Origin of the sequence: Arthrobacter sp. MYb227 (genome assembly GCF_002975435.1) — a bacterium.
GTDB lineage: Bacteria > Actinomycetota > Actinomycetes > Actinomycetales > Micrococcaceae > Paeniglutamicibacter.
In genome coordinates, this window is sequence record NZ_PCPT01000001.1 from 496298 (window position 1) to 518660 (window position 22363).

Genomic DNA, 22363 nt, shown 5'->3' on the forward strand with positions numbered 1-22363 from the left:
TTTCTTACGCCGGCACGTAACATCACAGCACTAATTTTCAGCACCAGATAGCTCGCCACCACCCGAACGACCTAGGGGCATATTGATGGATCCGCAACCAGCCACCTCCTCCTTGGGAATAACCGATGTGCCAGCGGCACGCGCCACCCAAGACCGCATTGAGCTACCGGACTTTGAACCCGCGGCGCTTCCGGACGGTGATTTTGCCGATGATAGGTTCCTTGACCGCGAACTGAGCTGGCTACACTTCAACGCCCGCGTGCTAGAACTTGCCGAAGACCCGGAGCTCGCCTTACTCGAACGGGTAAATTTCCTCTCGATCTTCTCCTCAAATCTCGATGAGTTCTTCATGGTCCGCGTCGCAGGACTCAAACGCCGCATCGCCACCGGGCTTGCGGTGCCCTCGGCGGCCGGCATGAACCCGGTAGATCAGTTGGAAATGATCCTTGCCGATGCCCATGCCCTGCAGCTACGTCATGCACAGGTTTTCGCCGAGCAGGTACGCCCCGCCCTCGAAGCGGAAAAGATCTTGCTCACCAGCTGGGAAGAGCTCGACGAGCGTGCCCAGAACGAGCTGCATCGTTGGTTCATCAACCAGGTCTTCCCCATTCTGACCCCGCTGGCGGTGGACCCGGCGCACCCCTTCCCCTATATTTCCGGACTGTCGCTCAACCTAGCCGTGGTGGTGCGCAACCCGGTATCAGGCAAGGAACTTTTTGCCCGACTCAAGGTCCCGGACACCATGCCCCGGTTGATCTCCGTCGATGGCCCGCGTGCCGGAAATACCGCTGGACGCGTCGCCCGCTTTGTCACCCTCGAAGATGTCATCGCCCAACACCTCGAATACCTCTTTGCCGGCATGGAAATTGTTGAGCATCATTTCTTCCGGGTCACCCGCAATGAGGACCTTGAGGTTGAGGAAGACGATGCGGAAAATCTACTCCAGGCGTTGGAGAAGGAACTGCTGCGTCGTCGTTTCGGTCCCCCGGTACGACTTGAGGTAGTAGACGATATTGCCCCGAATATTCGTGCCTTGCTGGTACGGGAACTTGGGGTTGAAGAAGACGAGGTATTTGCGCTGCCTTCACCGCTGGATTTGCGTGGGCTGGGTGTGATCGCCAATATTGACCGCGCCGACCTGCATTACCCCAAGCAGCTGGCTCATACGTCCCGCTACCTCAATGAGTCGGAAACCTCTAAGGCAGCAAACGTCTTTGCGGCAATGCGCCGCCGGGATATCTTGCTCCATCACCCCTACGATTCGTTCTCCACCTCCGTTCAGGCGTTCTTGGAGCAGGCGGCAAACGATCCAAAGGTCATGGCCATTAAGCAGACCTTGTACCGCACCAGTGGCGATTCTCCGATCGTCGATGCGCTGATTGATGCCGCCGAATCCGGTAAACAGGTTCTCGCCCTGGTGGAAATTAAAGCCAGATTCGACGAGCAAGCAAATATCTCCTGGGCGCGGAAGCTCGAGCAGGCGGGCGTGCACGTTGTCTATGGGATCGTCGGGCTCAAAACCCACTCCAAGCTCTCCTTGGTGATCCGTCGCGAGGGCGATAAGCTACGTCGTTATTGCCACATTGGCACCGGCAATTATCATCCACGCACTGCCCGCTACTACGAGGATCTGGGCCTGTTGACCAGCGATGACCAGGTGGGTGAGGATCTTTCCCACCTGTTCAACCAGCTCTCCGGCTACGCACCACGCTCAACGTTTAAACGCCTGTTGGTGGCACCGCGTTCGCTGCGGTCGGGGCTGATCGATCGGATCGAAGCGGAAATCGCTAACCGCAAGGCAGGTCTTGCCGCCCGCGTGGTCATCAAGGTGAACTCGATGGTTGATGAGGCAATTATCGATGCACTGTATCGTGCCAGCCAGGCCGGGGTTTCGGTCGATGTGATCGTGCGTGGCATCTGTGCGCTGCGTCCGGGCATTGCCGGGCTGAGTGAAAATATTCGGGTTCGCTCGGTGCTTGGCCGTTTCCTTGAGCACTCACGCGTGTTCATGTTTGCCAATGCCGGTACGCCGATTGTGTACATTGGTTCGGCGGATATGATGCACCGTAATCTTGACCGCCGTGTTGAAGCCCTTGTCTCGCTCAGTAGCCATGAAGATATTGCGGAGCTGGTGACGCTTCTTGACCGTTATATGGATGCGGGAACGGCAAGCTGGCATCTTGATTCGGATGGCGATTGGACGCGTCACCACAAGGATGAAAATGGTGCACCGCTTGAAGATATTCAATCTTGGTTACTTGAATCCCGGGCCCGTCAGCGTACGGCAGTGAGGCGCTAGAAAGGTGCACATGCTTCGCTCCAGCGATCCCGTTGAGGTTCGTGAGGGTTCCTTTGCCGTTGAGGCCGCCGGTGCCATTATTTGGCGTATCACCTCCGGTGAACTCGAGGTGCTGATGATTCACCGAGAACGTTACAACGATTGGTCCTGGCCCAAGGGCAAAATCGACACCGGTGAAACGATGCCCGAGTGTGCAACCCGTGAGGTCTTTGAAGAGGTGGGACTCGATATTGAGTTGGGTATCCCACTTCCGGCTATGACATACCAAGTCGGTTCCGGGATGAAGGTTGTCTATTATTGGGCGGCCAAGTCCCCTGGCACACCGGCGGTTCCAGATGGTAAAGAGACCGATGCCGTGCGTTGGTGTTCGCCGAAGATGGCCGCCAAATGGATTTCAAATCCGGGTGATCTTGAACCCTTGCAGGCGTTGGTTGCGGAACACACGGCAGGGCGGCTTGATACGGTGCCATTCTTGGTGTTGCGTCATGCCAAGGCCAAGCCACGTTCGAATTGGACCCGTGAAGAAGGTAAGCGGCCGCTTGCCGCCACCGGGCAGCGTCAAGCACTCGCCGTGGCGAGGCTTCTTGACGCATGGCGTCCGGCAAAGGTTGCCTCGAGCCCGTGGACTCGTTGTGTGCAGACTATTACCCCGTATGTGAAGCAGCAGCACTTCACGCTTAAACTTATCAATGCGATTACCGAACATGAGGCAACACGCAATCCCCAAAAGGCGCGTAAGGCAGTGGCGAAGCTCCTTGATAAGCGTCGCTCACAGGCGGTGTGCACGCATCGCCCGGTGCTGCCGCTGATGATCGATGAATTGGCTGCGCGGCTTCGAGATTCTTTGGTGAAGTTTCTTCCCGATGCTGACCCGTATCTTCGTCCCGGTGCACTCATAGTTGTTCACCAACCAGCCTCCGGCAAGGGAAAACTCGTCTCGGTGGAAGTTTACGACGCTTTTGAGGACTAACTTCTGCCACTGGCGAGGTACTCGCGGTAGGCTCGAAGTAGGTACTAAATCACTTCTTGAGTAGTGCCAGCTGAATCTGTACTTCGCGATATGCAAGGAGCGCATTATGGTCGAGAATAATCACGGCACCGTCGTTCAAAAGATTGCTCATCAGGGACTGCGTCTTGATCACGATTCCGACCGTGGCCGCTACAGCCTGTGGCATGGTGCTACCTATGTGGGATTCTTGGGCTACCAGCTCGACGGGGATGTTGCCACGCTGCAACACACCATCATTAACGAGGAGTACGGCCGACGTGGGTATGCCCGAGCACTTGTCACATTGGTGCTCGAGGATCTTCAAAAGAAGCACGTGAAGATCATCCCCGAATGCTCCTACGTGCAGGATTATCTGCGCCGTTACCCGGAATACCACGAGATGCTCGCCGGATAGTACGCGCTAAAAAGACTGCTTTCCGCCACGCAATACCGCGCGGCACGCACCCTTTAGATTGAACTTTGTCTCAATGAGTTGATACATTGATACAAAGTTCAATCCAGGGGGACTATTCGATGACCTATTTCGCCTCGACCATGACGGGCGTTGCGCTGTCGGCGGGATTCATTTTCCTACTGCTGCGCATCTTTTCTAGCAATTCGCACCAGAACAATCGGGCCCGGAATATCTCGAGCCATGCATTTTGGACGGCCGTCATCGCCTTCTTCGCCAGCGGTGTGAACGGATTAAGCAACCTCTGGGCGCTACCTAGCTTCACCACGTACGGCGAATCCAACTGGGAAAACCGCGTCATGCATGCGGCAGCCCCCGGCCTCTGGCTTGGCATCATCTACCTCATCGGACAATTCACCTGGCCCAGGCACCTACAACCGGTCCGCTCGGCCTCTCTTGAGGTACGCAGCGCCAAGGCACTGATCCCCACATACCTTGCCGGGTTACTGCTGATCGTTACCCTGCTGAGCTCGGTGGCCATCGGCTTTGCCTGGAACGATGCCGGGGCGGCACATCGGACCGGCATCGACCAGTCCAGCAGCTATATCAGTGACTACGAAACCGATGATTTTGGAAATCCCGTCGACGAACAGGGCAATCCCATCGACCCGAGCCGCTTCGATGAGGACGGATACCTCATCGTCGAAGCAGACCAAGAATATGTTTCCAACATCGACGGGGCGCGTCCGGGCGATCAGGTCGGCCCATATCTTGCCGGTGGCCTAGCGCTGATGATGCTCAGCGTCGTGGCCGTCACAGCCACGGTGGCACACCGCCCACCCCTACAAACCTTGAGCACCGAAGAAAACGACATCCTGCGGCGGATCTGGATCAACCGGCTACTGCGCACCGCCATCATTGTGAGCGCGGGGTTCGGCTCCATGGCTCTGCAATATATGGGTCAGGCCGCCAGCGATCGTGCGACCTGGGCCGTTGCCCAAGACCCGGATACCAGCTACCAGTTTTCCGATTCTGGATTGAGTGTCAATTGGCTGCTGGGAAGTGGGAGCCTGTGGATGGTAGTCATCGTGCTGGCCATGGCCTTTTGGGCACCACCGCGGCTTCCCCACGAACTTTCCGACACCCCGCGCACCGATGCTCCGAACTCGGCAAGCTATTCCAAGGCTCGCGATTTCCTGCTGCTGATTCAGGGAACGCTCCTGGTGGCGATCGTCATTGCAGGTGTCATGCCCTCGTGGTCGACCACGAGCTCTGAGACCTCACAGGTTTGGCAGGTCACCGAGGTGGATGGGGAAACCGTTGAAGAACTCGTGCACTCCTCCGGGCCACAATTCCTCGATGAACTTCCGGGGGCGACCTTCACTCTTGCGGTAATGGTCGGCGCCTATCTCCTCCTTCATTTGCTGGGCAACTATGTCATCAGACGCCGCTTGGGCGACTCGACGCCGGTCGATGTTCCCTTCAAGAACCTATTGCCGCGCTGGTTCCTGATCGTTGTTGCACTCGCGGTGGGAACCGGCCTTGTCTTTACTGCTTCGTACTTACTCAGCGCACCGAGCGAAAACAAGCAAGCGGCAGACTGGGCGCTGGCTCTCCTGGCAGTAACCGCCCTCCTGGCCTGGTTGCTGTACCGCGCCGCGGCACGCAGGGAAGCGTTGAAGGGGGCTAGTGCCTACGAAGATTTCCAGATCCGCGTCATCATTGCCCACCGTGGGGCCCGGATATTCGCTGGCACCTCGTTGTTCGTCGCTGCCATGATGTCCAGCAGTAATCTCTGGACACCCAACCGTTACGCCGATTATATGGACACCTACAACAGCATGGGTCCTTCTGGTGTGCAGGTGGCCCTGATCACTGTCGGTCTGACCCTATGCTTCCTGCCGGCATCAACCGCAACGATTCCCGCTAGCTTCGGCCAGCAACCAGCAGACCGGCAGCACACATGAGCGCCCTGATCACCGTCGATCTACGTGATGCAACTCCCCCATACGAACAGATCCGCGCCCAAGTCGCTTCGCTGATCGCTGTGGGACAGCTGACCGACGGCGCCCGGCTGCCCACGGTACGCGCGCTGGCCTCGGACCTCGGCGTGGCCACCGGCACCGTGGCCCGCGCCTACAAGGAACTTGAAACAGCTGGCCTCATCGAAAGCCGCCGCCGACTGGGCACCGTGGTGACTCATAAATCCAGCTCGGCCACGCAAACCGCGGCTTCACCGCTTGAAGCAATGCTTGATGAGCTGATCAACCAGTCTCGGGCCTCGGGCGTCGCGGATGAAACCCTGCTGTCCTTGGTACGCGGACGGATGGGCACACTTAAACCGCCTGTGCCAGAGCCACCCTCTACCAAACCGACAAACACCCCCAGGAGTTCCGAATGACCGGCGCAGCAACCACCATCGGTATCGGCCTAGCGATTTCGGCGGCACTGCTCTACATGCTGTTGCGCTTTGTGGTGGCCACACCGAAATCCGCCAACGTCATCGAAGCCGTCTCACAACACGCCTTTTGGACGGCCCTGATTGCATTCTTCGCCAGCGGCACCTCGGGACTTGCAAATCTGTGGGCCAATCCGGACCCACAGGCATCCGCCCCGGCGGATGTGACCGCCATGATCATGCATGCGGCGTCCCCCGGTCTCTGGCTTGGTGTTGTTTATGTCTTGGGACAATTCACCTGGCCCCGGCACCTGCAACCGGTGCGCCAGGCGTCCTTGGAGGTGCGCAGCGTCAAGGATGCCATTCCCAGAGCGTTGGCCGCGGTGCTCCTTGGCTGCGTAGCACTGAGCACCGTAGCGGTCATCGCCGCGTGGAACGATCCAGGAGCTCCAAGCCGGGCCCGCGTCGATCAGGCAGATCTTTCAGCACCGTGGGACGGCAGCCGGGACGAATACGGAAACCCCATCGACGAATGGGGATATGTCATGAGCCAAGATGAGGTTGATGCCGCCGAAAATTGGACGCCACCGGAGGAACTTGAACCGGCAGCGGAGATTACCGGCACCAAGCCCGGTTCCGAGGTCGGTCCGTGGATGCTCGGCGGCCTGGCACTTGTGGTGGTTGCCTGCGCAAGCGCAGCGACGATCATTATCCGGCGACCTCCATTACAGTCCTTGGACGAGGAAGATAACAAGATCCTGCGCGCTACCTGGATCAACCGACTACTGCGCACCGGCACCTTTGTCGTCGCCGGATTCGGTGCCGCGTCCCTCGCCTACGTTGCCGAAGGAATCCGGGCCCGCAGCGAATGGGAACACTCAACACCTGAAACAGGGTTTGCGATTTCTCGCGAGGCAGAGTCGCTGGCCAATCTACTCACCGGCTCCAGCACCCTGTTCATGCTCCTGCTGGTTATCGCGTTGCTCGCTTGGAAGCCACCGCGACTCACCAATGTTGCCAGCCGGTACCGTCTCAGTGCGGCATATCCTTCCATCGGCTACATCCGCGCCCGCGACTTCTTGCTCCTGACTCAGGGCGTGGGCCTCGTGTTCGTGGCGGTGTTGTTCAGTATCTTCGGGCTGCTGGGTACCCGTAACACCTTCAGCATGAGCTCAGCGGTTGAGGTATCCCCCGATAGCGGCCCGCTGCCGAGCGATGAATCACCTTGGATGACCAGGCTCGATGCGGCTGCCCGGTTGGATGAACTATCTCTTTACCTCGGACTGCTGGCTTGCGCGGCAGTCGCCTACCTACTGGTCCAATTACTTGCCACATTCATCATCCAGCGCCGTTTGGGTAGCACCACCCCGTTGGCCGAACCCCGTACCGCTTTACTACCAGCGTGGTTCGTCGTGCTGATCTGTGGTGCTCTGGCAACGGTGTTCACCGCGGGCACCAATTTCGTCATCTACGCCGCCGAACAGAACCGCATCGCCATACTCTGGGTAGGTGCAACCATCCTGATCACCGCGGTATTGGCTGTACTACTTTACCGCTGTGCTGCGCGCCGTCCGGTGCTCAAGGGTGCCAGCGCTCGGGAGGATCTAGAGATCCGGGTTCTTGTTGCCCACCGCGGGGCACGCCTACTGGCTGGGGTGTCGTTGATCGCCGCAGGCCTTCTGGCCAATGAGGACTTCATGGCTCTGGAGATTTCCCGGAGCGAGGGTGGCCAGAATGGTTTCCAGATCACCTGCATGGTGCTGGGTATTGCCATGTGCTTCTTGCCTGCCTCAACTACTTATTCACGCCGCGCGGCAAAAACCCGCCCTTCGGTATCTAGCGACGCGTAAGAATCCCCGATTCGCCCAAAACTATACGATCATTAGAATTGGGGCATGACTCTTAGCGACCCCACCGCCTCGGCCCTGCCGTCACTGCGTGGCAAACACCTGCCCTGGCTGCTCTTTATCGCGGCGACCGTACTGCTCGGTGCCACCACCATTTTTGGCATCAACAACTACGCCGCTCTGCCAGATCCCATGCCCACACATTGGGACGCGGCCGGAGAAGCGGATGTTTTTGCGCCAAAGAGCGCTGGCACGGCGTTCATGCCGCTGATCATCGGCGCCGTGATCCTTGCCTTCTTGGTCTTCGTCTCGGTAGTACTTTCGGCGGTGATTCCGCGCGGTAATGAGCTAAGCACTTGGAAAAAAGTGCAACGCATTTCAATGGCCCGAGCCACCAACATGCTCATGGGAATCGTTGCCCTAGGACTCTCCGTTGCCGTCTCATCCATGGTTTTTGCCGGGTGGCAAGCGAAGAACACCGGCACTGTATGGCCCATCGTGATTGGTTCTTCACTGTTGCTGCCGCTCACGCTAGTGTTGTATTGGATGGGGTCACGGTGGGCCAAACGCCGTGCCGCAGAGCTGGGCATCACCCCCAGCGCGGAAGAAACAGGGGACGATTCCCTGTGGGTTGCGGGGTTCCTCTACAACAACCCCGAAGATCCGGCCATCATGGTTCCGCAGCGTTCGGGACTCGGTTCGGGTACCACCATCAACGTGGGAAACCCCAAGGGCCGGATCATTGCCACTACTTTCGTGGTGATCATGAGCGCATTTCCCAGCATTATGCTGCTTCTCTCCAGCTGATGGGCCCGAGCCGTCTAGACTAATGGGGTGACGATTCAAACTCCTTATGAGGACCTACTCAAAGAAGTGCTTGCCCATGGCACCCCCAAGGGGGACCGGACAGGCACCGGCACCTTGAGCGTATTTGGCCGCCAAATGCGCTTTGACCTCGCCGACTCCTTCCCACTGATCACCACCAAACGTGTGCATTTCAAGTCAGTTGCCGTCGAACTGCTCTGGTTCCTGCGTGGAGATTCAAACACCTCCTTCCTGCGTGAAAATGGCGTGAAAATCTGGGATGAATGGGCCGATGAACAAGGTGAGCTGGGTCCGGTCTATGGAGTGCAGTGGCGTTCTTGGCCCACCGCGGATGGCCGACACATCGACCAGATTTCTCAGGTCATTGACTCGCTGCGTGAAAACCCAGACTCCCGCCGACACATTGTCTCGGCCTGGAATGTTGCAGAGCTTGAGAACATGGCGTTGCCGCCCTGCCATGCCTTCTTCCAGTTCTACGTTGCCGATGGCAAGCTTTCCTGCCAGCTCTACCAGCGCAGTGCGGATATGTTCCTTGGCGTTCCGTTCAACATCGCCTCTTACGCGCTGCTGACGCGCATGATGGCAGACCAGCTGGGTCTGGCACCCGGAGAATTTGTCTGGACCGGTGGAGATACCCACATTTACACCAACCACCTAGAGCAGGTCAACGAACAGCTCACCCGTGAGCCGTACCCATACCCGCAGCTACGCATCACGCGTACCCCCGATTCAATGTTCGACTACGAACTCGATGACTTCGTGATCGATGACTACCAACACCACCCGACGATTAAGGCCCCCATCGCCGTATGAGCAACACAACTTCAAGCGCAGGACGCCGCGCAGCATCTACCAGCCCAGAACGCTTGGGCATGATCTGGGCAGAGGCAGCCGATCGTATCATCGGCAAAAACGGCGCCATGCCGTGGAGCCTGCCCGAGGATCTGGCACACTTCAAGCGCACCACCCTTGGCCACCCGGTGATCATGGGCCGCAAAACCTGGGAATCGTTCCCGCAGAAGTTCCGTCCGCTACCGGAGCGTACCAACATCGTCATTACCCGCGATGTAGCTTCTCATGCCGAGCTCAGCGCGGCAGGAGCATTACCAGTGGTTTCCCCGGAGGAAGCCCTAAAGGTTGCGCGCGCGTCGAGCGGAGCCGAAGAAATTTGGGTCATCGGCGGCGGAGAAATCTATGCGGCATTCGCCAAGCAGGCAAACCTTGTGGTCATGACGGTTATCAATGCCACCCCCGAGGGCGATACTCGCTCCCCCGAGCTATCCCCGGGCTGGAACAAGTCAATGAGTGAACCAGATACCGGCTGGCTCACCTCGGCCAATGGCACCAAATACCGTATTGAAGCATGGGAGCGCACAGCGTGAAAGACAGTATCAAGGCCCTGAGGACGCATCCCGAGGCACTCTTTGTGCTCGGCTACATGCTCTTCCCACTTTTTGCACTGATCTTTGCCGGGTTGGGTCTCTTTATGATCCTCACTGGCTCCAAGATCATCGGGTTGATTCTCCTACTGACCCTTACCCAGCTCTTTGCCTTCGGCTCGCTGTGGGCCGTTGGCGCACGCAAGAAGTTACTGACCGAAGGCGAGACCAGCCCCAAGAAATGACCAATTCGTCGTCAACGCCCCAAAGCATCTTCAGGCAGTTCGATCCGGCACGCGACAAACGCGATGCCGAGGTCACTCGCGTCCATGAAGAGGCAGTGGCACGCGGTGAGGCACGACGACTAGTGCGCACCGTTGAGGGCGAATTGTTCAGTTACAAACGCGAGGAAATCGGTTTCATCACCGGTGGTTCGGGTGCCAAAATCTCCAGTGGGGTCGGAATGCTTTGTGCCGGCATGCTATGTTGGCTCACCGTCCTGGCCCTGGGGACCTATCTGGTCTTCCTCCCCGGAGCCAGTGCCGGGGAACTAACTGGGCAGATCTTCGTGCTGGCCATGTTCGGCGCACTCGGCTGGTATTTTATGCACCTGGGCCGCGCCGAACATCGGGCACGGGCGCTGCGCAGGGCTCGGGGACTGCCCAAGCCTAACCTGGAGTGGAGAAACCACTAGGCCCCCCGGCTAAGGGAATGGTGCCCCCCCACTGCTGAAGAGCGTAACCAAATAAGGCTTGCTGCTCCAGAGCGGTTAAGCTAGGTATATGACTTCTTCCGTTGGTTTTGTCGGTTACCGCGGCATGGTCGGCTCCGTTCTGATGCAGCGCATGCAGGACGAGGGCGACTTCGCGAACCTCGACCCAGTATTTTTCTCCACCTCCAATGCCGGCGGTGCCGCCCCGGCTTTCGCCGCGGGTGCACCGGCGCTGCAGGATGCCTATGACCTAGACACCCTGGCCAAGCTGCCCATTATCGTTACCGCTCAGGGCGGAGACTACACCTCGGCGGTGCACGGGGACTTGCGCAAGCGCGGCTGGGATGGGCTGTGGATCGATGCAGCATCGACTCTGCGCATGAACGATGACTCGGTCATCGTGCTTGACCCGATCAACCGCAATGTCATCGACGAATCCCTAGCCTCGGGCACCAAGGACTTTGTGGGCGGCAACTGCACCGTCTCCTGCATGCTCATGGGCTTGGGCGGTCTTTTCAAGAATGGCTTGGTCGAGTGGGGCACTTCGATGACCTACCAGGCCGCATCCGGTGGCGGGGCACGCCACATGCGCGAGCTGCTGACCCAGTTCGGTGACATCAACAACCATGTTGCCTCCGAGCTCGACGATCCGGCCTCCGCGATCCTTGAGATCGACCGCAAGGTACTTGCTGCCCAGCGCGGCGGGCTGGATGCAACCCAGTTCGGCGTCCCCCTGGCAGGCTCGCTGATCCCGTGGATCGATTCTGACCTTGGCAACGGCCAGTCCAAGGAAGAGTGGAAGGCCGGGGTTGAGACCAACAAGATCCTTGGCAACACCGAGGCAAACAAGGTAGTCGTGGACGGACTCTGCGTGCGCATCGGCGCTATGCGCTCGCACTCTCAGGCACTGACTCTCAAGCTCACCGAGGATCTCTCGGTCGCGGAGATTGAAAAGCTTTTGGCCGAGGACAACGAGTGGGCCAAGGTTGTTCCGAACACCAAGGAAGCCACCGTCGACGCCTTGACCCCAGTCGCTGCCTCCGGCACGCTGGATATTCCGGTGGGCCGCATCCGCAAGCTGGAAATGGGCCCTAACTACATTTCCGCATTCACCGTGGGCGACCAGCTGCTCTGGGGCGCTGCCGAGCCACTGCGCCGCATGCTGGCCATCGCGCAGGGCCGCCTCTAGTCTGTTCTCGATGACAGCCGGTCGTTAGGCGCTCTAACGACCGGCGGCTTCTTTTCCTCTAGGGATCTGTTGGCTGTCGGCTCCGTCATGTGTACGGAGCCGACAGCCTTCAGCATTTCTACAGGCTTGTCCAACTAGGATGAGTTTCAGAATTCCGCAATTTGCAAAGGATGAGAGCTTGAACCCTCACGAGTTGGCACCAAATATTTTCTGGCGGTGCTTACCATTACTCGCTGCTCTTTTGATGTTGCTCTTGCTGGTAGTCATTGATCCGTTGCTTGCAGGTGCACCGCTTTGGAACATCTACGAAGAAGGGCTCTGGCTCCCCTTAGCATTCCCATGGATCCCGTGGGTTCTATGCACATTTCCGGCGATCATAGCCGGAAATATTGGTGCATCCCGTGCCATGATCGCGTGCCTGTCATTGTTGTCCCTAGCCTCGGGGATTATCCCGGCAGTCATCTGGGCACTACTAATTCACGATGTCGCACCGAGTTCAGGTTCCTCATGGGTAGCGGCGGCAGTCGCGCTATTTTCCGGGCTAGTGTTAGTTCTCTTATTGATCTGGCTAGCGCTACGTAGTGCATGGCGTGCGCGAAGGAATGCTCGTGTGCCTCGTCAAGCGGCACGACTCTAAGCAGAGTCATGAATACCACGAAATTTTAGGTAGCGCTCGATGGCTCGGGAAATCTCCAATTGCCGTGTGGCACTGTGTGGTTCTTCGAAGAGATTAGACACTCCGTGCAATGTGGCACCGCGACCTTCCACCTTCCAGGTTCCAACGACGTGACCTGCGATAACGATGGTACGTAGGAAAATCCCGTTCTTGCCCGGCGTGACGGCCTGCGTATGCGCGGCATCGAGTGTTGGCCAACGGTCCTTATAACCCAAGATCAGCTCATCAAATCCGGGTAGCGCTAAGACGGGATGTCCCCCACGGTAGTTCGCGCCAAACCTCTCGGAATGCTCCACCGCGTAATAATAGGTTTCTCCGCCCAGAATCCGGCTGGGCAATTCGTGTGCTTGGGCTTCGAGTGCTGCCCGTACCGCGAGCACCGGCATGCCCAACCACCACGCACAGTCGGCAGCCGTGGCCGGACCATGGGAACGGATATAGGTCTCCACCAAGAGGCGCAAGGATACCTCCGGGTCTGGATCACCGTCGTTCTGCGTGATCCATTGGGTGGAAGCCATAAATAGTTGACGGGTGGTGCTTCCGGGCTCCATCGGGCCTTGGACGATGACTCCGCGCAGCGAGACAGCAACGATCAAGTGATACCCACGCTGCCCGGTAACCGATGAGCCTGCCTTCTCGAAGGCCTCAAGCAATTCGGCTCGGGTAGCGCCACTGTCAGCACACCGGTCAGCTGCAACCGCAGCTAGTTTCCCAATTTCCGCTTCCGTAATGTTCTCTCGGGCGCGGATGCTTGCCATTGCGGCGTCCATACGTGGAGCGGTGACCGAAAGTAAAGCCGCATGTAGTTGTGGGGACATCAGCATGAGCGTGCCCCGGGCGCCCCAGCACCGAATCACCGACCCGTGCGCCAACGCCGCATGGATAGTTTCCAAGTGCGAACCGGGAAGCCGCACACCAATCGCCCAGCAGGCTTGAGCAAGATCTTGGGCCTGCATCATTCCCATGGTCGCTACAACGTCGGCCGGGGTGCTGGCAGCCGTCGGTGCCGTGGCAATCGGAACACCGGGCACCAATCCTTGGGCGGCCAGACGCATACGGGCCAACACGGTGCGCTGGGGTTTGGCGTGCACGGGTGCAAGGTTCATGATTCACTCCATGATTCCTTAGAGGGAACACCCAATCAAGAGCGGTTCATTGTGCAGTTCAATGCCGAAGCGTTCCTTGACCCCGGCTCGTACGGCCCGAGCAATGGCCAAAATATCTGCACTTGTTGCACCACCACGGTTGGTAATGGCCAGGGTGTGCTTGGTTGAAAGGGCGGCCCGGCCACCGGCTAGGGATTCACCGTCAGTACCGGACACTCCGAAGCCCTTAGAAAAGCCGGCTCGGTCAATAAGCCATGCCGCAGAAAGTTTGACGGTTCCCGGGGCTCCACCTGGATAGTGGGGAGCATCGTCAGGAAGTGTTTCTAGGATTGAGGCATCGACGATCGGGTTAGTGAAAAATGACCCGGTTGAGTAGGTATCCCGGTCCGTTGGATCAAAGACCATGCCTTTAGAAGCTCGCAGGTCAAGAACCTTGGCGCGCACATCGGTGGCCTTGGCACGTGCACCAATTTCTACCCCCAGGCTGGCGGCCAGTTCCTTGTAGCGCACCGGGGCGGAGGCCTCGCTGCGTTCCAAGGCAAAACTTACCGAGAGCACTACAAAGTCCGGTGACCCATTGGTGGTGGTGCGTTTGAGCAGCGAATCGCGGTATCCAAAGCCCAATCCCGCATTGCCGAAGTAGCTGGTGCGACCGGTACGTCGTTCAAAGACTCGCACCTCCAGCAGGGTGTGGGCAACCTCCGAGCCGTAGGCACCAACGTTTTGCACCGGGGTGGCACCCGCGGAGCCGGGAATACCGGAAAGCGCCTCGAGCCCGCTGAGTCCCGCGGCAACTGTTTGCGCCACCGCATCATCCCAGGGATGCCCGGCAGCAACATCAACCCTGATGCGCCCATCGCTGAGTTCCTTACCGATGCTGACCCCGCGAGAGTCAAGGTGCAGTACGGTACCGGCAAATCCCGCATCGTCAATCAGGAGGTTTGAACCACCGGCAATGATCAGCAAATCATCGGCTCGCACATCCGCATCGCGCACCACGGCAATGATTTGATCCTCGGTGGTGGCGCGCAGCAGGTTTCTAGCGCGTCCACCAACCCCGGTGGTGGTCATCTGTGAAAGCGAGGGGGAATTCATGGTGCGTGCCTGTCTGCGGGAATGCTATTTATGGGTGAGGTGCGGAAGTGGACGGACGCTGTGAGGTCAGCTGAAAGTTAGGAGGTACGGCCACTTATCTTGATAGTAGCGCTGCGCGCCTATTTTTAAGGGGTTTTCTCCGCGGCGGGTTGCGCAGCATTCTTGGTTACCGGCGCCGTGGCCGAGGCCAACACAAAAGACATCACTATAAGTACTCCAACGGTTGCCAGTGCGTTGAGCAATCCAATCCGGTCGGCAAGTAAACCCAGTAACGGTGGCCCACCTAGGAAGGCACCATAACCAATGGTTGAGACTACCGAGACGCGGGCGGCTGCCCGCATCGGATCATCGGAGGCAGCAGTCATAGCGATGGGGAAACTCAGCGCAACGCCCAACCCCCACAGCACTAGGGCAAGCATCGCTACTTCTACCGATGGGCCGTAAACAAAGAGCAATAATCCCGCAAGTGCACTGGCTGCCGAAACTCGCATGACAAGAACACGACCAAAACGGTCAAGAATCCGCCCGCCAAGCATGCGGGCAACGGTCATAGCGGAAACGAATATTCCATAACCAATGGCACCCACCGTATTTGCCGAACCGTACCCATCGGAGAGGGCTAGTGCCACCCAGTCCCCCGCGGCACCTTCGGCCAGGGCCATGCCCAAGACCAGCAGTCCTAAGACGAGGGTGCGTGGTTCACGCCAGGCCGCGGCCAGCAAGGATTTATTCGAGTGTCCGGTTCCGGTGACAGTTGCTTCGGGTTGGAAGGTACGTGAGCCACCATAAACCAGTGAAACAACTATCAGCGCCATGAGCCCAAAGTGCCAGCCAATGGAGATGTGAAGGGCCGCTCCTGCGGCCCCGGCAGCAGCACCGACCACGGTGCCCACCGAGAAAAATCCGTGCAGGGCCGGCATAATGCCTTTACGCAGCGCTCGTTCCATGGCCGCACCCTGAACATTTGAGGCAACATTCCAGCTGGCGGTTCCCAACCCTTGTAGGGCCAAGGCCAATCCAGTGAGCGGGATGGAGCCGAGCCCCGCTGCCGAGGCACCCACTAGGGCCATACCCAGCGAGGCAATAGTTGCCCCAGCGATCATGGTGCGTTTGGATCCCAAGCGCAACACAATAAATCCGGAGGCGGAGACCGAGAGGAAAGATCCAGCGGTCATGCAGAGCAGCAAAAGCCCGACCTCGCCATGGCTCAGGCCTAGGGCATCACGTACCGAAGGAAGCCGTGCCACGAGCGTGGAGATGACAAGTCCAGAGGCAAAGTATGCGGCGATGACTCCGTTACGCCAGGGCAGCACCTGCGGGTTTGCCACTGCTTTTACCGGTCGAGTGGGGTTAGTGCTCAGAATTGCACCAGTGCCTGCGCCTTGACCAAGACCTTGGTGCCCTCGAAGGTGACGGTCAAATCCACGCGCGCTGTGCGGGCGTCGGCGTCCAGCGCACCGATCGCGCCGCTGATCTCAACCGCGGTGCCCTCGTGCTCGCTCGGATTACTTCCGGCCGGGTCGGCCACCGGGACCGGCTTGGTGAAGCGGGTCTGATAATCGATGACCGCGCCGGGATTACCTGCCCAGTTACTGACCAATTGCACCGCGGCACCCATGGTGAACATGCCGTGGGCGATGACCCCCGGCAGTCCTACCTCGGTGGCGAAGCGTTCGTTCCAGTGGATCGGGTTAAAGTCTCCGGAGGCACCGGCATAACGCACCAGATCGGCACGATTTACATGGATGGTAGTTGAACCGATGTCCATGCCCTTTTCAAGGGTTGCATACTCGATCATTACTGGTCCTCTCCGCGTACCAAGATTGAAGAAATGGTGGTGGCAACCTTGTCGCCGGACGTCGTGGTGATTTCCGCGCGTGTGGAGATCATTGCTCCGCCGCCCATGGCACGGACGGTATCTACGTGTAGTTCGGCAAGAAGTTCGTCACCGGCAATGATGGGACGGTGGTGGGTAAAGCGCTGGTCCGCATGCACGACTCGAGAGAAGTCTATGCCGCTTGACGGATCATTGATCAGTTGTGCATCGGCACGCTGGGCAACAATGATGGCGAAGGTTGGTGGGGCCAGCAGATCGGCGTGGCCAAGTTCTGCCGCTGCGGCTACGTCATAGTGAGCACGGTGCGTTGCTTTGACTGCCGCAGCGAATTCGCGAATTTTTTCGCGACCCACCACGTAGGGGTCCTGGGCGGGGTAGCTACGGCCTGCCAACTCGGGGTTGATGCTCATTAGATGATTCTCTCCTGGGCGGTTATTGAGTGTTATAAGTGCGTGTGCGGCAAGACCCGCCCGCATAAGGCTAGGACTTTTTCTTGCGTTCACGTTTGGGTCGCACGGCAGGGATCAGTCCCTGAGATACACGCCACGCTTTGGCGTCACGTGCTCGAATCACCAAACCGATGACGTGAGTTACCAGGCCGACACCGATGATGCCAACTGCTGTGTACATCAGCACCGGGTTTTTCATGTTGGCTCCAATGATCGCCAAGATGATGCCGGTTCCGGAGATGATCATCGAACCGAAGGCAAGTTTTCTATAGAGTCCGGAAGAAGCTTCCCAGGGGGTGTTGGTCATGATTCAATCCTAATTCAGTTATGCCTTGTGCATGGCTCGGTGTGATGTGCTCTGCAAAGTACGAGTTTGGTATCTAAAAGAGTGAGGCTTGGATGGCAGGTGAATCGGTGCTGTAGTTGCCAAGTTGAAGTTTGCGGCCTTTGAGTTTTGTTGCATCAAGAACGAAGACTTCCGTTGCGCTTCCTAACTTCACGCCTAGGGTTTGACCGAGCACCGATGCAACGACATACCCGTGTTCTCCTGCGCTGAGGTCTGCCGGGTAGCTTTGTAAGGCATTGGTATTCCACCCGGCAATCAGCTCCGTGGCTAAAAGCGGTGGCTGCCAGTTTTCCGTGATACTTTTAAAAGTTGATTCTCCGAGCCCCGGCAACCCCGCAATAAGTTTGCGGGCGCTTGCCGCCTTAGCTTCGGTCAGCGCGGCTAGATCCGTAGCACTGGTATGGGATTCAAGTAGTCCACGCACCTTTGCCTGGGCTCGTACCTGTTGGGTGAAGCCAAGTTCACGAGTAACTGTGTCTTCAAGGATGCGGATCTGTGCTCCATCGGCGGCCCAGCCCACATAACTTGCGCAAATCGCTCCCTGCTCTGCGAGCCGGCGCCATTTACTCGGATTCGCTGCGGTGCCAACCTTTGTTGCTCCGTTGGCAAATGATGCGATATAGAGCCAGTGCTCCTGCATGAGGTAGTCACGCAATCCGACCCCTGCACGTCCCGAGCGGTGAAAATCATGCATGGCGCGGGTCTGATCTGCGGCGGCACAACCATCGCATTGGGTGCCGTGACTGATTTGATTCTGGCTTGGGCACGGTACATGGGTGCGGTGCGTTCGATCGTGCACCAGTTGATGCCCCAGGCACCAACGGCCGGGTAGCACCTTGAAACCCATCGGGCTTCCCGAACTCAACATCAGGTTGTGGGAGTTCTCTTGGGTATCACGTAAGACGAGCACCGGTTGATCATCCGGTGTGCCGAAACTAATGCCCCGGCACAATAGCTCCGGATTCGCCGTTGGGTGTTCCACGTTAGTTGTGCAGGGCTCCTGCTACCGCGGCCGTTGCATGCAACCAGGCCCGGCGGGTTGCCGGACGCAGTCCATCAAAACGGATCTGTCCCTTGACCAGTGCCGCATCGTAAGGAACTGTAACCACCTGGCGGGCAAGCCTGCGGAAACCGTGGGCGATGCGATTGAGCTGTTCATCGTTTCCCTGCGGTTGATGCTGAGAAATGATCACTACCGCATTCTCCGCCAGATCTGCATAGTGTCCCCCACGCTTAGCTAGCGCCTCGAGCAAGAGCGCACCGGCCTCGGCATGCTCTTCAACTGTGGTGCTGGCGATGACCAATTGATCGGTGTGGTCGATCATGCGCATCCAACGTTCTGCCGATTCATCGTTACCGGAGTCAACAATGGTCAGTGAGAAGAAGCGCGAAACAATTTCATGCAGAACATCGAAGTCTGCTGCATTGACGTGTTGCTCCGAGGCCAACAACGTGGGATCGGTGCGTAGCACGCTGTAGCAGTCTTCGGGTTGGTAATGCACGAAGTCGTTGACAGCTGGATCCCCGACACGGGTTTCCTTGAGCTGATCGGCCGCGTCCAGCAGATCCATTGAGTGCCGGGTGTGTGACCCCTTGAGTGTTCGCCAGCCTAGGGTGCCACGGGTGCCGTTGTTGTCCCAGACCAAAACCGGGTCACCACTATTGCGGCCAAAGACCGCCGACAGGAGTACTGCGGTAGGGGTCTTATTCGCCCCGCCCTTGCCGTTGACTACCGAAATGGTCTTTGGTTCGTTCAGGCGTTTACCAACGGCACGGCGCCAATTACGTTCTTCGACTTCTTGGGCCGAAGGTTCCATGGCGAAGCCCATGCGGGAGAGGAAACCACGGAATCCACGTTCGGCACGGAATGAGGTCTCGTCTTCTGGCCGCAGGAAGGTATCGCGTTCCCCGGCGCTGGGGTTCAGTTCGCGGAATGCCTGTCGGCGTCCCTCCGCCGTGGAAAGGCTGATGTCCTTTTTAGGTTCAGGTTTTGCGGCTTTGATAGTAGGTACGTCGCTTGGCGTTGCCGGTTTAGGTGCTGGGGAGGCCTTTTCCGCGGCAGGTGCCGCAGGTGCTGGTTTAGCTACTGGCGAGGTATTTGCTGCGTTTGCTACTGGTGCAGCCTTGGGCGTCTCGGCCTTGGTGGCCGGTGCCGCCTTGGGCGCCTCTGTCTTAGCAGCTGGCACGGCCTTAGCCGGGGCTGGTTTAGTGACTGGCACTGCTTTGGGCGCTTCGATCTTGGCTGCTGGCACTACCTTGGGTGCCTCGGCCTTGGCGGCTGGCATGGCTTTAAGTGCGGCAGCCTTAGTATCGGGAGCTGCCTTCGCAGCTTCAGGCTTAGCCGGGGCAGGCTTGGCAGCTTCCGACTTGGTGTTGACGGGAGCCACTGGCTTGACTACGGCAGCAGGTGACTGCTTTGCCTGGGCAGGTTTTGTGACTGATGTTGGCGCAACTGGTGCGGCTGCAACACCCTCAACTTTGTTTTTGGCTTGCTGGGTAACTTCCGATTTAGGCGCAGAAACCATGGTTGGCGCTTTGGCTTCAGTCGGCTTTTGAGTCGTCGGTTGCGCGACAGCTGATGGAGCTTTGGGAGTTGTAACAGCGGGTGCAGCTTTGGTGTCAGAGACGACTGTTAGATTCGCTGAGGTAACCGGGTTTTTGCTCGCCTGCGATTTGTCAGCTGGAGTGTTAGCTTTCGGAGCAGATTTAGCGCTCGGGGCGCTCTTGGATCCGCTTCCGGCAGGAGCCGTCCTAGGAGCCGCCGGTTTCACCGGTGAGTTGCGGTTTGATTCGGGGATAGCATCAAAAACGTCTTTTGCCGCATCGCCAACGGGTATGCCTTTGAGTACTTCGGCCTTCTTGCGCTGGGCTTCCTGCTGTTCCTGGCGCGCGCGTCTCAGCGAGGCGCGGGTCGGAAACTCCTGGTTGAAGTCGGCCTTCGGCATGCGTTGGGTCCTCTCCTGAACATCCATGGTCGTTTCGAGCGAATACTCTCATTTAGTGCCCCATAGATCGATAAGACACCTATGACCACAAACTTCGCACTTTGCCCATCATATCGGCAAAGCATTTCAAGGCGTCGAATTTGCTGGTGTGATTCACATCGAGCAAGAATATGAATTGGGTTCATCGCTAGCTAGCCTTATGGCAGACACACCATCAAGTTTGGTGCTGTAGGCCTTTCGACGGGACAGGACTTCTCTTGGATTTCATTTCCACAGCCATGGACGCGCTTAGTGCGTCAATCATCTCCGCTGCCGGACATCCACTGTCATATCTCATGATTTTCTTGTTCTGCGCAATTGATGGATTTTTTCCGCCGGTACCCAGCGAATCACTGGTAGTGGCCCTCTCATCGCTGATTCCAAACAAGGGCATGCCAAACCCGTGGTTTTTGGGGATTGTTGCGGCTCTAGGGGCTTTTGTTGGAGATAATCTCGCGTACCTCATGGGGCGCTCCATCGGCACCGACAAATACTCATGGATGCGACGGAAACGCTTCCAACATGCTTTCGCTTGGGCAGGCTACGAACTTCGGCTGCGGCCTGTCTCACTCATTCTGGTGGCTCGCTTTGTACCCATTGGTCGTGTCGCAGTAAATCTTGTCGCCGGCGCTACCCAGTACCCGCATCGACGCTTTGTTTTTCTTACATGCTTTTCAAGTGTGGGATGGGCGACATATTCGGTACTTATCGGGATGCTGGCCGGTCAATGGTTCCAAGACCACCACCTACTTGGCATGGTTGTTGCCGTCATAGGCGCGATGGCTCTGGGCGTCCTTATCGACCGCATCGTTTCAAAGGCCAGTGGAAATACATCACTGCGCAAATAGCCAGCCCACCCACTCCTAGGCCCTTGCCATGGGAAAAACAAAGACCGCGGCCTTCTTCAAAACTTCGAAGATGACCGCGGTCTTTTCTCTGAGCCCCCCACCGGAATCGATCCGGTGACCTCGTTCTTACCAAGAACGCGCTCTACCACTGAGCTAGGGGGGCAACGAGAAAATACTCTACACAACTTTCAACTCAAAGTGCACATCAAACACTCAATAAGTGACGAAGGTCGCATTTTGCGGGACTTTTCTCGGGCTTCCTAGCTCTAAACAAGGAATTATTGGGTTTCTCGTGGATTCCGTTTACGCACTTTGACCAGCTCTATACCAATGGGGATGACCGAGATCAACACAATCACAATAAAGATCACATCAAGGTTTTTTCCGACCCATTCGTATTGTCCGAGCCAGAACCCCAACAGCGTTACCCCCGCTCCCCACAATACTGCACCGATGAGGTTATAAAATGCGAAGAAACGGTAGTGCATATGAGCAACCCCCGCGATGACCGGGACGAAGGTTCGCACGATTGGAACGAAGCGCGCAAGAATTACCGCGCGTCCACCAAAACGCTCAAAGAAGGCATGGGCCTTTTGGACATATTCCTGTCTGAAAAGCCGTGAATCTTCTCGGTTGAAAATCGCGGGTCCGGCCTTGCGCCCTATTAGGTAGCCAGTTTGGTCTCCAGCAAATGCTGCAATACAGATCAATAAGGCGAACATAGGAAGGCTTACATCCAGAGCTCCCGTTGCCACCAGTAATCCAGCGGTAAAGAGCATCGAATCCCCGGGAAAGAAAAACCCCACCAACAAACCGGTTTCTACAAACACGATTCCGCAAACTAAAAGAATGACCCATGGGCCCAGGGCCGGATCCCGAAGGAAAACATCGGGGTTCAACCAATCGGGAAGAAAACTTGCGGTGGGCGGTAGCACCACCGTGGAGGCAACAGCCGTCTGCATATTTACCAATG

General features: G+C 57.8%; 23 protein-coding genes and 1 tRNA gene. 14 read left to right on the plus strand and 10 right to left on the minus strand.

Going from position 1 to position 22363, the window contains the following annotated elements; all coding sequences use genetic code 11:
* Window positions 1–85: 85 nt before the first annotated feature.
* The 13 genes from CQ018_RS02340 (at window position 86) to CQ018_RS02400 (ending at window position 12686) form a co-directional block, all read left to right on the plus strand.
* A complete protein-coding gene (locus CQ018_RS02340; RefSeq protein ID WP_105548345.1) occupies window positions 86–2299 on the plus strand; it encodes an RNA degradosome polyphosphate kinase in 2214 nt (737 codons plus the stop codon).
* Window positions 2300–2309: 10 nt separating this feature from the next.
* Entirely contained in the window at window positions 2310–3269 is a 960-nt protein-coding gene (locus CQ018_RS02345; protein ID WP_181149693.1) for an NUDIX hydrolase, read from the plus strand.
* Window positions 3270–3375: 106 nt separating this feature from the next.
* Window positions 3376–3702, plus strand: a complete 327-nt coding sequence (locus CQ018_RS02350; protein WP_105548347.1) for a GNAT family N-acetyltransferase — start codon at window positions 3376–3378, stop codon at window positions 3700–3702.
* A gap of 119 nt (window positions 3703–3821) precedes the next feature.
* Window positions 3822–5666, plus strand: a complete 1845-nt coding sequence (locus CQ018_RS02355; RefSeq protein WP_105548348.1) for a hypothetical protein — start codon at window positions 3822–3824, stop codon at window positions 5664–5666.
* Window positions 5663–6100, plus strand: a complete 438-nt coding sequence (locus tag CQ018_RS02360) for a GntR family transcriptional regulator (protein ID WP_105548349.1) — start codon at window positions 5663–5665, stop codon at window positions 6098–6100. Before CQ018_RS02355 ends, CQ018_RS02360 begins: the two co-directional genes overlap by 4 nt.
* Window positions 6097–7947 (plus strand): hypothetical protein, encoded by a 1851-nt coding sequence (locus CQ018_RS02365; RefSeq protein ID WP_105548350.1) that lies wholly within the window; start codon window positions 6097–6099, stop codon window positions 7945–7947. The genes CQ018_RS02360 and CQ018_RS02365 overlap by 4 nt, the downstream gene beginning before the upstream one ends.
* A 45-nt stretch (window positions 7948–7992) precedes the next feature.
* Window positions 7993–8751 carry a DUF1648 domain-containing protein gene (locus tag CQ018_RS02370; RefSeq protein ID WP_105548351.1) on the plus strand — a complete coding sequence of 253 codons (759 nt, stop codon included), beginning with the start codon at window positions 7993–7995 and terminating at the stop codon, window positions 8749–8751.
* Window positions 8752–8778: 27 nt separating this feature from the next.
* Window positions 8779–9582 (plus strand): thymidylate synthase, encoded by an 804-nt coding sequence (locus CQ018_RS02375; protein WP_105548352.1) that lies wholly within the window; start codon window positions 8779–8781, stop codon window positions 9580–9582.
* On the plus strand, window positions 9579–10151 hold the full coding sequence (locus CQ018_RS02380; protein ID WP_105548353.1) for a dihydrofolate reductase: 573 nt from the start codon (window positions 9579–9581) through the stop codon (window positions 10149–10151). The genes CQ018_RS02375 and CQ018_RS02380 overlap by 4 nt, the downstream gene beginning before the upstream one ends.
* Window positions 10148–10393: an NF038396 family protein gene (locus CQ018_RS02385; RefSeq protein WP_258142367.1), complete on the plus strand. Its 246-nt coding sequence runs from the start codon at window positions 10148–10150 to the stop codon at window positions 10391–10393. The genes CQ018_RS02380 and CQ018_RS02385 overlap by 4 nt, the downstream gene beginning before the upstream one ends.
* Complete coding sequence (locus tag CQ018_RS02390; RefSeq protein WP_105548354.1) at window positions 10390–10842, plus strand: hypothetical protein; 453 nt, start codon at window positions 10390–10392, stop codon at window positions 10840–10842. The genes CQ018_RS02385 and CQ018_RS02390 overlap by 4 nt, the downstream gene beginning before the upstream one ends.
* An 88-nt stretch (window positions 10843–10930) precedes the next feature.
* Window positions 10931–12049, plus strand: a complete 1119-nt coding sequence (gene asd / locus CQ018_RS02395) for an aspartate-semialdehyde dehydrogenase (RefSeq protein WP_105548355.1) — start codon at window positions 10931–10933, stop codon at window positions 12047–12049.
* A 178-nt stretch (window positions 12050–12227) separates the two neighbouring features.
* Window positions 12228–12686 carry a hypothetical protein gene (locus tag CQ018_RS02400; RefSeq protein ID WP_146111793.1) on the plus strand — a complete coding sequence of 153 codons (459 nt, stop codon included), beginning with the start codon at window positions 12228–12230 and terminating at the stop codon, window positions 12684–12686.
* Here the strand turns inward: CQ018_RS02400 and CQ018_RS02405 are convergent.
* The 8 genes from CQ018_RS02405 to CQ018_RS02440 all read right to left on the minus strand — a co-directional run bounded on the left by CQ018_RS02405 (window position 12683) and on the right by CQ018_RS02440 (window position 20503).
* Window positions 12683–13831, minus strand: coding sequence for a winged helix DNA-binding domain-containing protein (locus CQ018_RS02405; protein ID WP_105548357.1), 1149 nt, complete (start codon window positions 13829–13831; stop codon window positions 12683–12685). The genes CQ018_RS02400 and CQ018_RS02405 overlap by 4 nt on opposite strands.
* A gap of 18 nt (window positions 13832–13849) precedes the next feature.
* Window positions 13850–14926 carry a UDP-N-acetylmuramate dehydrogenase gene (locus tag CQ018_RS02410; protein WP_105548358.1) on the minus strand — a complete coding sequence of 359 codons (1077 nt, stop codon included), beginning with the start codon at window positions 14924–14926 and terminating at the stop codon, window positions 13850–13852.
* Window positions 14927–15051: 125 nt separating this feature from the next.
* The gene (locus tag CQ018_RS02415; protein ID WP_258142368.1) at window positions 15052–16254 is read right to left on the minus strand and encodes a sugar MFS transporter; all 1203 of its coding nucleotides are present in this window, start codon (window positions 16252–16254) and stop codon (window positions 15052–15054) included.
* 29 nt (window positions 16255–16283) lie between these two features.
* Entirely contained in the window at window positions 16284–16724 is a 441-nt protein-coding gene (locus CQ018_RS02420; RefSeq protein WP_105548359.1) for a MaoC family dehydratase, read from the minus strand.
* Window positions 16724–17173: a MaoC family dehydratase N-terminal domain-containing protein gene (locus CQ018_RS02425; RefSeq protein ID WP_105548360.1), complete on the minus strand. Its 450-nt coding sequence runs from the start codon at window positions 17171–17173 to the stop codon at window positions 16724–16726. The genes CQ018_RS02420 and CQ018_RS02425 overlap by 1 nt, the downstream gene beginning before the upstream one ends.
* Before the next feature lie 70 nt (window positions 17174–17243).
* Entirely contained in the window at window positions 17244–17519 is a 276-nt protein-coding gene (locus tag CQ018_RS02430; protein WP_105548361.1) for a hypothetical protein, read from the minus strand.
* A gap of 73 nt (window positions 17520–17592) precedes the next feature.
* Complete coding sequence (locus CQ018_RS02435) at window positions 17593–18540, minus strand: DUF2797 domain-containing protein (RefSeq protein ID WP_105548362.1); 948 nt, start codon at window positions 18538–18540, stop codon at window positions 17593–17595.
* Between the two features lies 1 nt (window position 18541).
* Window positions 18542–20503: a hypothetical protein gene (locus tag CQ018_RS02440; protein WP_105548363.1), complete on the minus strand. Its 1962-nt coding sequence runs from the start codon at window positions 20501–20503 to the stop codon at window positions 18542–18544.
* Between the two features lie 278 nt (window positions 20504–20781).
* Between CQ018_RS02440 and CQ018_RS02445 the strand changes: the two genes are divergently transcribed.
* A complete protein-coding gene (locus tag CQ018_RS02445) occupies window positions 20782–21390 on the plus strand; it encodes a DedA family protein (protein ID WP_105548679.1) in 609 nt (202 codons plus the stop codon).
* A gap of 91 nt (window positions 21391–21481) precedes the next feature.
* Here the strand turns inward: CQ018_RS02445 and CQ018_RS02450 are convergent.
* Both CQ018_RS02450 and CQ018_RS02455 read right to left on the minus strand, forming a co-directional pair.
* Window positions 21482–21553: transfer RNA gene (locus tag CQ018_RS02450), tRNA-Thr, on the minus strand.
* Window positions 21554–21668: 115 nt separating this feature from the next.
* Entirely contained in the window at window positions 21669–22352 is a 684-nt protein-coding gene (locus tag CQ018_RS02455; RefSeq protein WP_105548364.1) for a VTT domain-containing protein, read from the minus strand.
* Window positions 22353–22363 lie beyond the last annotated feature (11 nt).

Bases quoted from the DNA above. Each gene is read 5' to 3' on its own strand.
- CQ018_RS02370 (WP_105548351.1), top strand. From the start codon at position 7,993: ATGACTCTTAGCGACCCCACCGCCTCGGCCCTGCCGTCACTGCGTGGC.
- CQ018_RS02340 (WP_105548345.1), top strand. From the start codon at position 86: ATGGATCCGCAACCAGCCACCTCCTCCTTGGGAATAACCGATGTGCCA.
- CQ018_RS02350 (WP_105548347.1), top strand. From the start codon at position 3,376: ATGGTCGAGAATAATCACGGCACCGTCGTTCAAAAGATTGCTCATCAG.
- CQ018_RS02440 (WP_105548363.1), bottom strand. From the start codon at position 20,503: ATGCCGAAGGCCGACTTCAACCAGGAGTTTCCGACCCGCGCCTCGCTG.
- CQ018_RS02355 (WP_105548348.1), top strand. From the start codon at position 3,822: ATGACCTATTTCGCCTCGACCATGACGGGCGTTGCGCTGTCGGCGGGA.
- CQ018_RS02420 (WP_105548359.1), bottom strand. From the start codon at position 16,724: ATGATCGAGTATGCAACCCTTGAAAAGGGCATGGACATCGGTTCAACT.
- CQ018_RS02430 (WP_105548361.1), bottom strand. From the start codon at position 17,519: ATGACCAACACCCCCTGGGAAGCTTCTTCCGGACTCTATAGAAAACTT.
- CQ018_RS02445 (WP_105548679.1), top strand. From the start codon at position 20,782: ATGGACGCGCTTAGTGCGTCAATCATCTCCGCTGCCGGACATCCACTG.
- CQ018_RS02405 (WP_105548357.1), bottom strand. From the start codon at position 13,831: ATGAACCTTGCACCCGTGCACGCCAAACCCCAGCGCACCGTGTTGGCC.
- CQ018_RS02380 (WP_105548353.1), top strand. From the start codon at position 9,579: ATGAGCAACACAACTTCAAGCGCAGGACGCCGCGCAGCATCTACCAGC.
- CQ018_RS02345 (WP_181149693.1), top strand. From the start codon at position 2,310: ATGCTTCGCTCCAGCGATCCCGTTGAGGTTCGTGAGGGTTCCTTTGCC.
- CQ018_RS02390 (WP_105548354.1), top strand. From the start codon at position 10,390: ATGACCAATTCGTCGTCAACGCCCCAAAGCATCTTCAGGCAGTTCGAT.
- CQ018_RS02425 (WP_105548360.1), bottom strand. From the start codon at position 17,173: ATGAGCATCAACCCCGAGTTGGCAGGCCGTAGCTACCCCGCCCAGGAC.
- CQ018_RS02365 (WP_105548350.1), top strand. From the start codon at position 6,097: ATGACCGGCGCAGCAACCACCATCGGTATCGGCCTAGCGATTTCGGCG.
- CQ018_RS02360 (WP_105548349.1), top strand. From the start codon at position 5,663: ATGAGCGCCCTGATCACCGTCGATCTACGTGATGCAACTCCCCCATAC.
- CQ018_RS02455 (WP_105548364.1), bottom strand. From the start codon at position 22,352: ATGCAGACGGCTGTTGCCTCCACGGTGGTGCTACCGCCCACCGCAAGT.
- CQ018_RS02410 (WP_105548358.1), bottom strand. From the start codon at position 14,926: ATGAATTCCCCCTCGCTTTCACAGATGACCACCACCGGGGTTGGTGGA.
- asd (WP_105548355.1), top strand. From the start codon at position 10,931: ATGACTTCTTCCGTTGGTTTTGTCGGTTACCGCGGCATGGTCGGCTCC.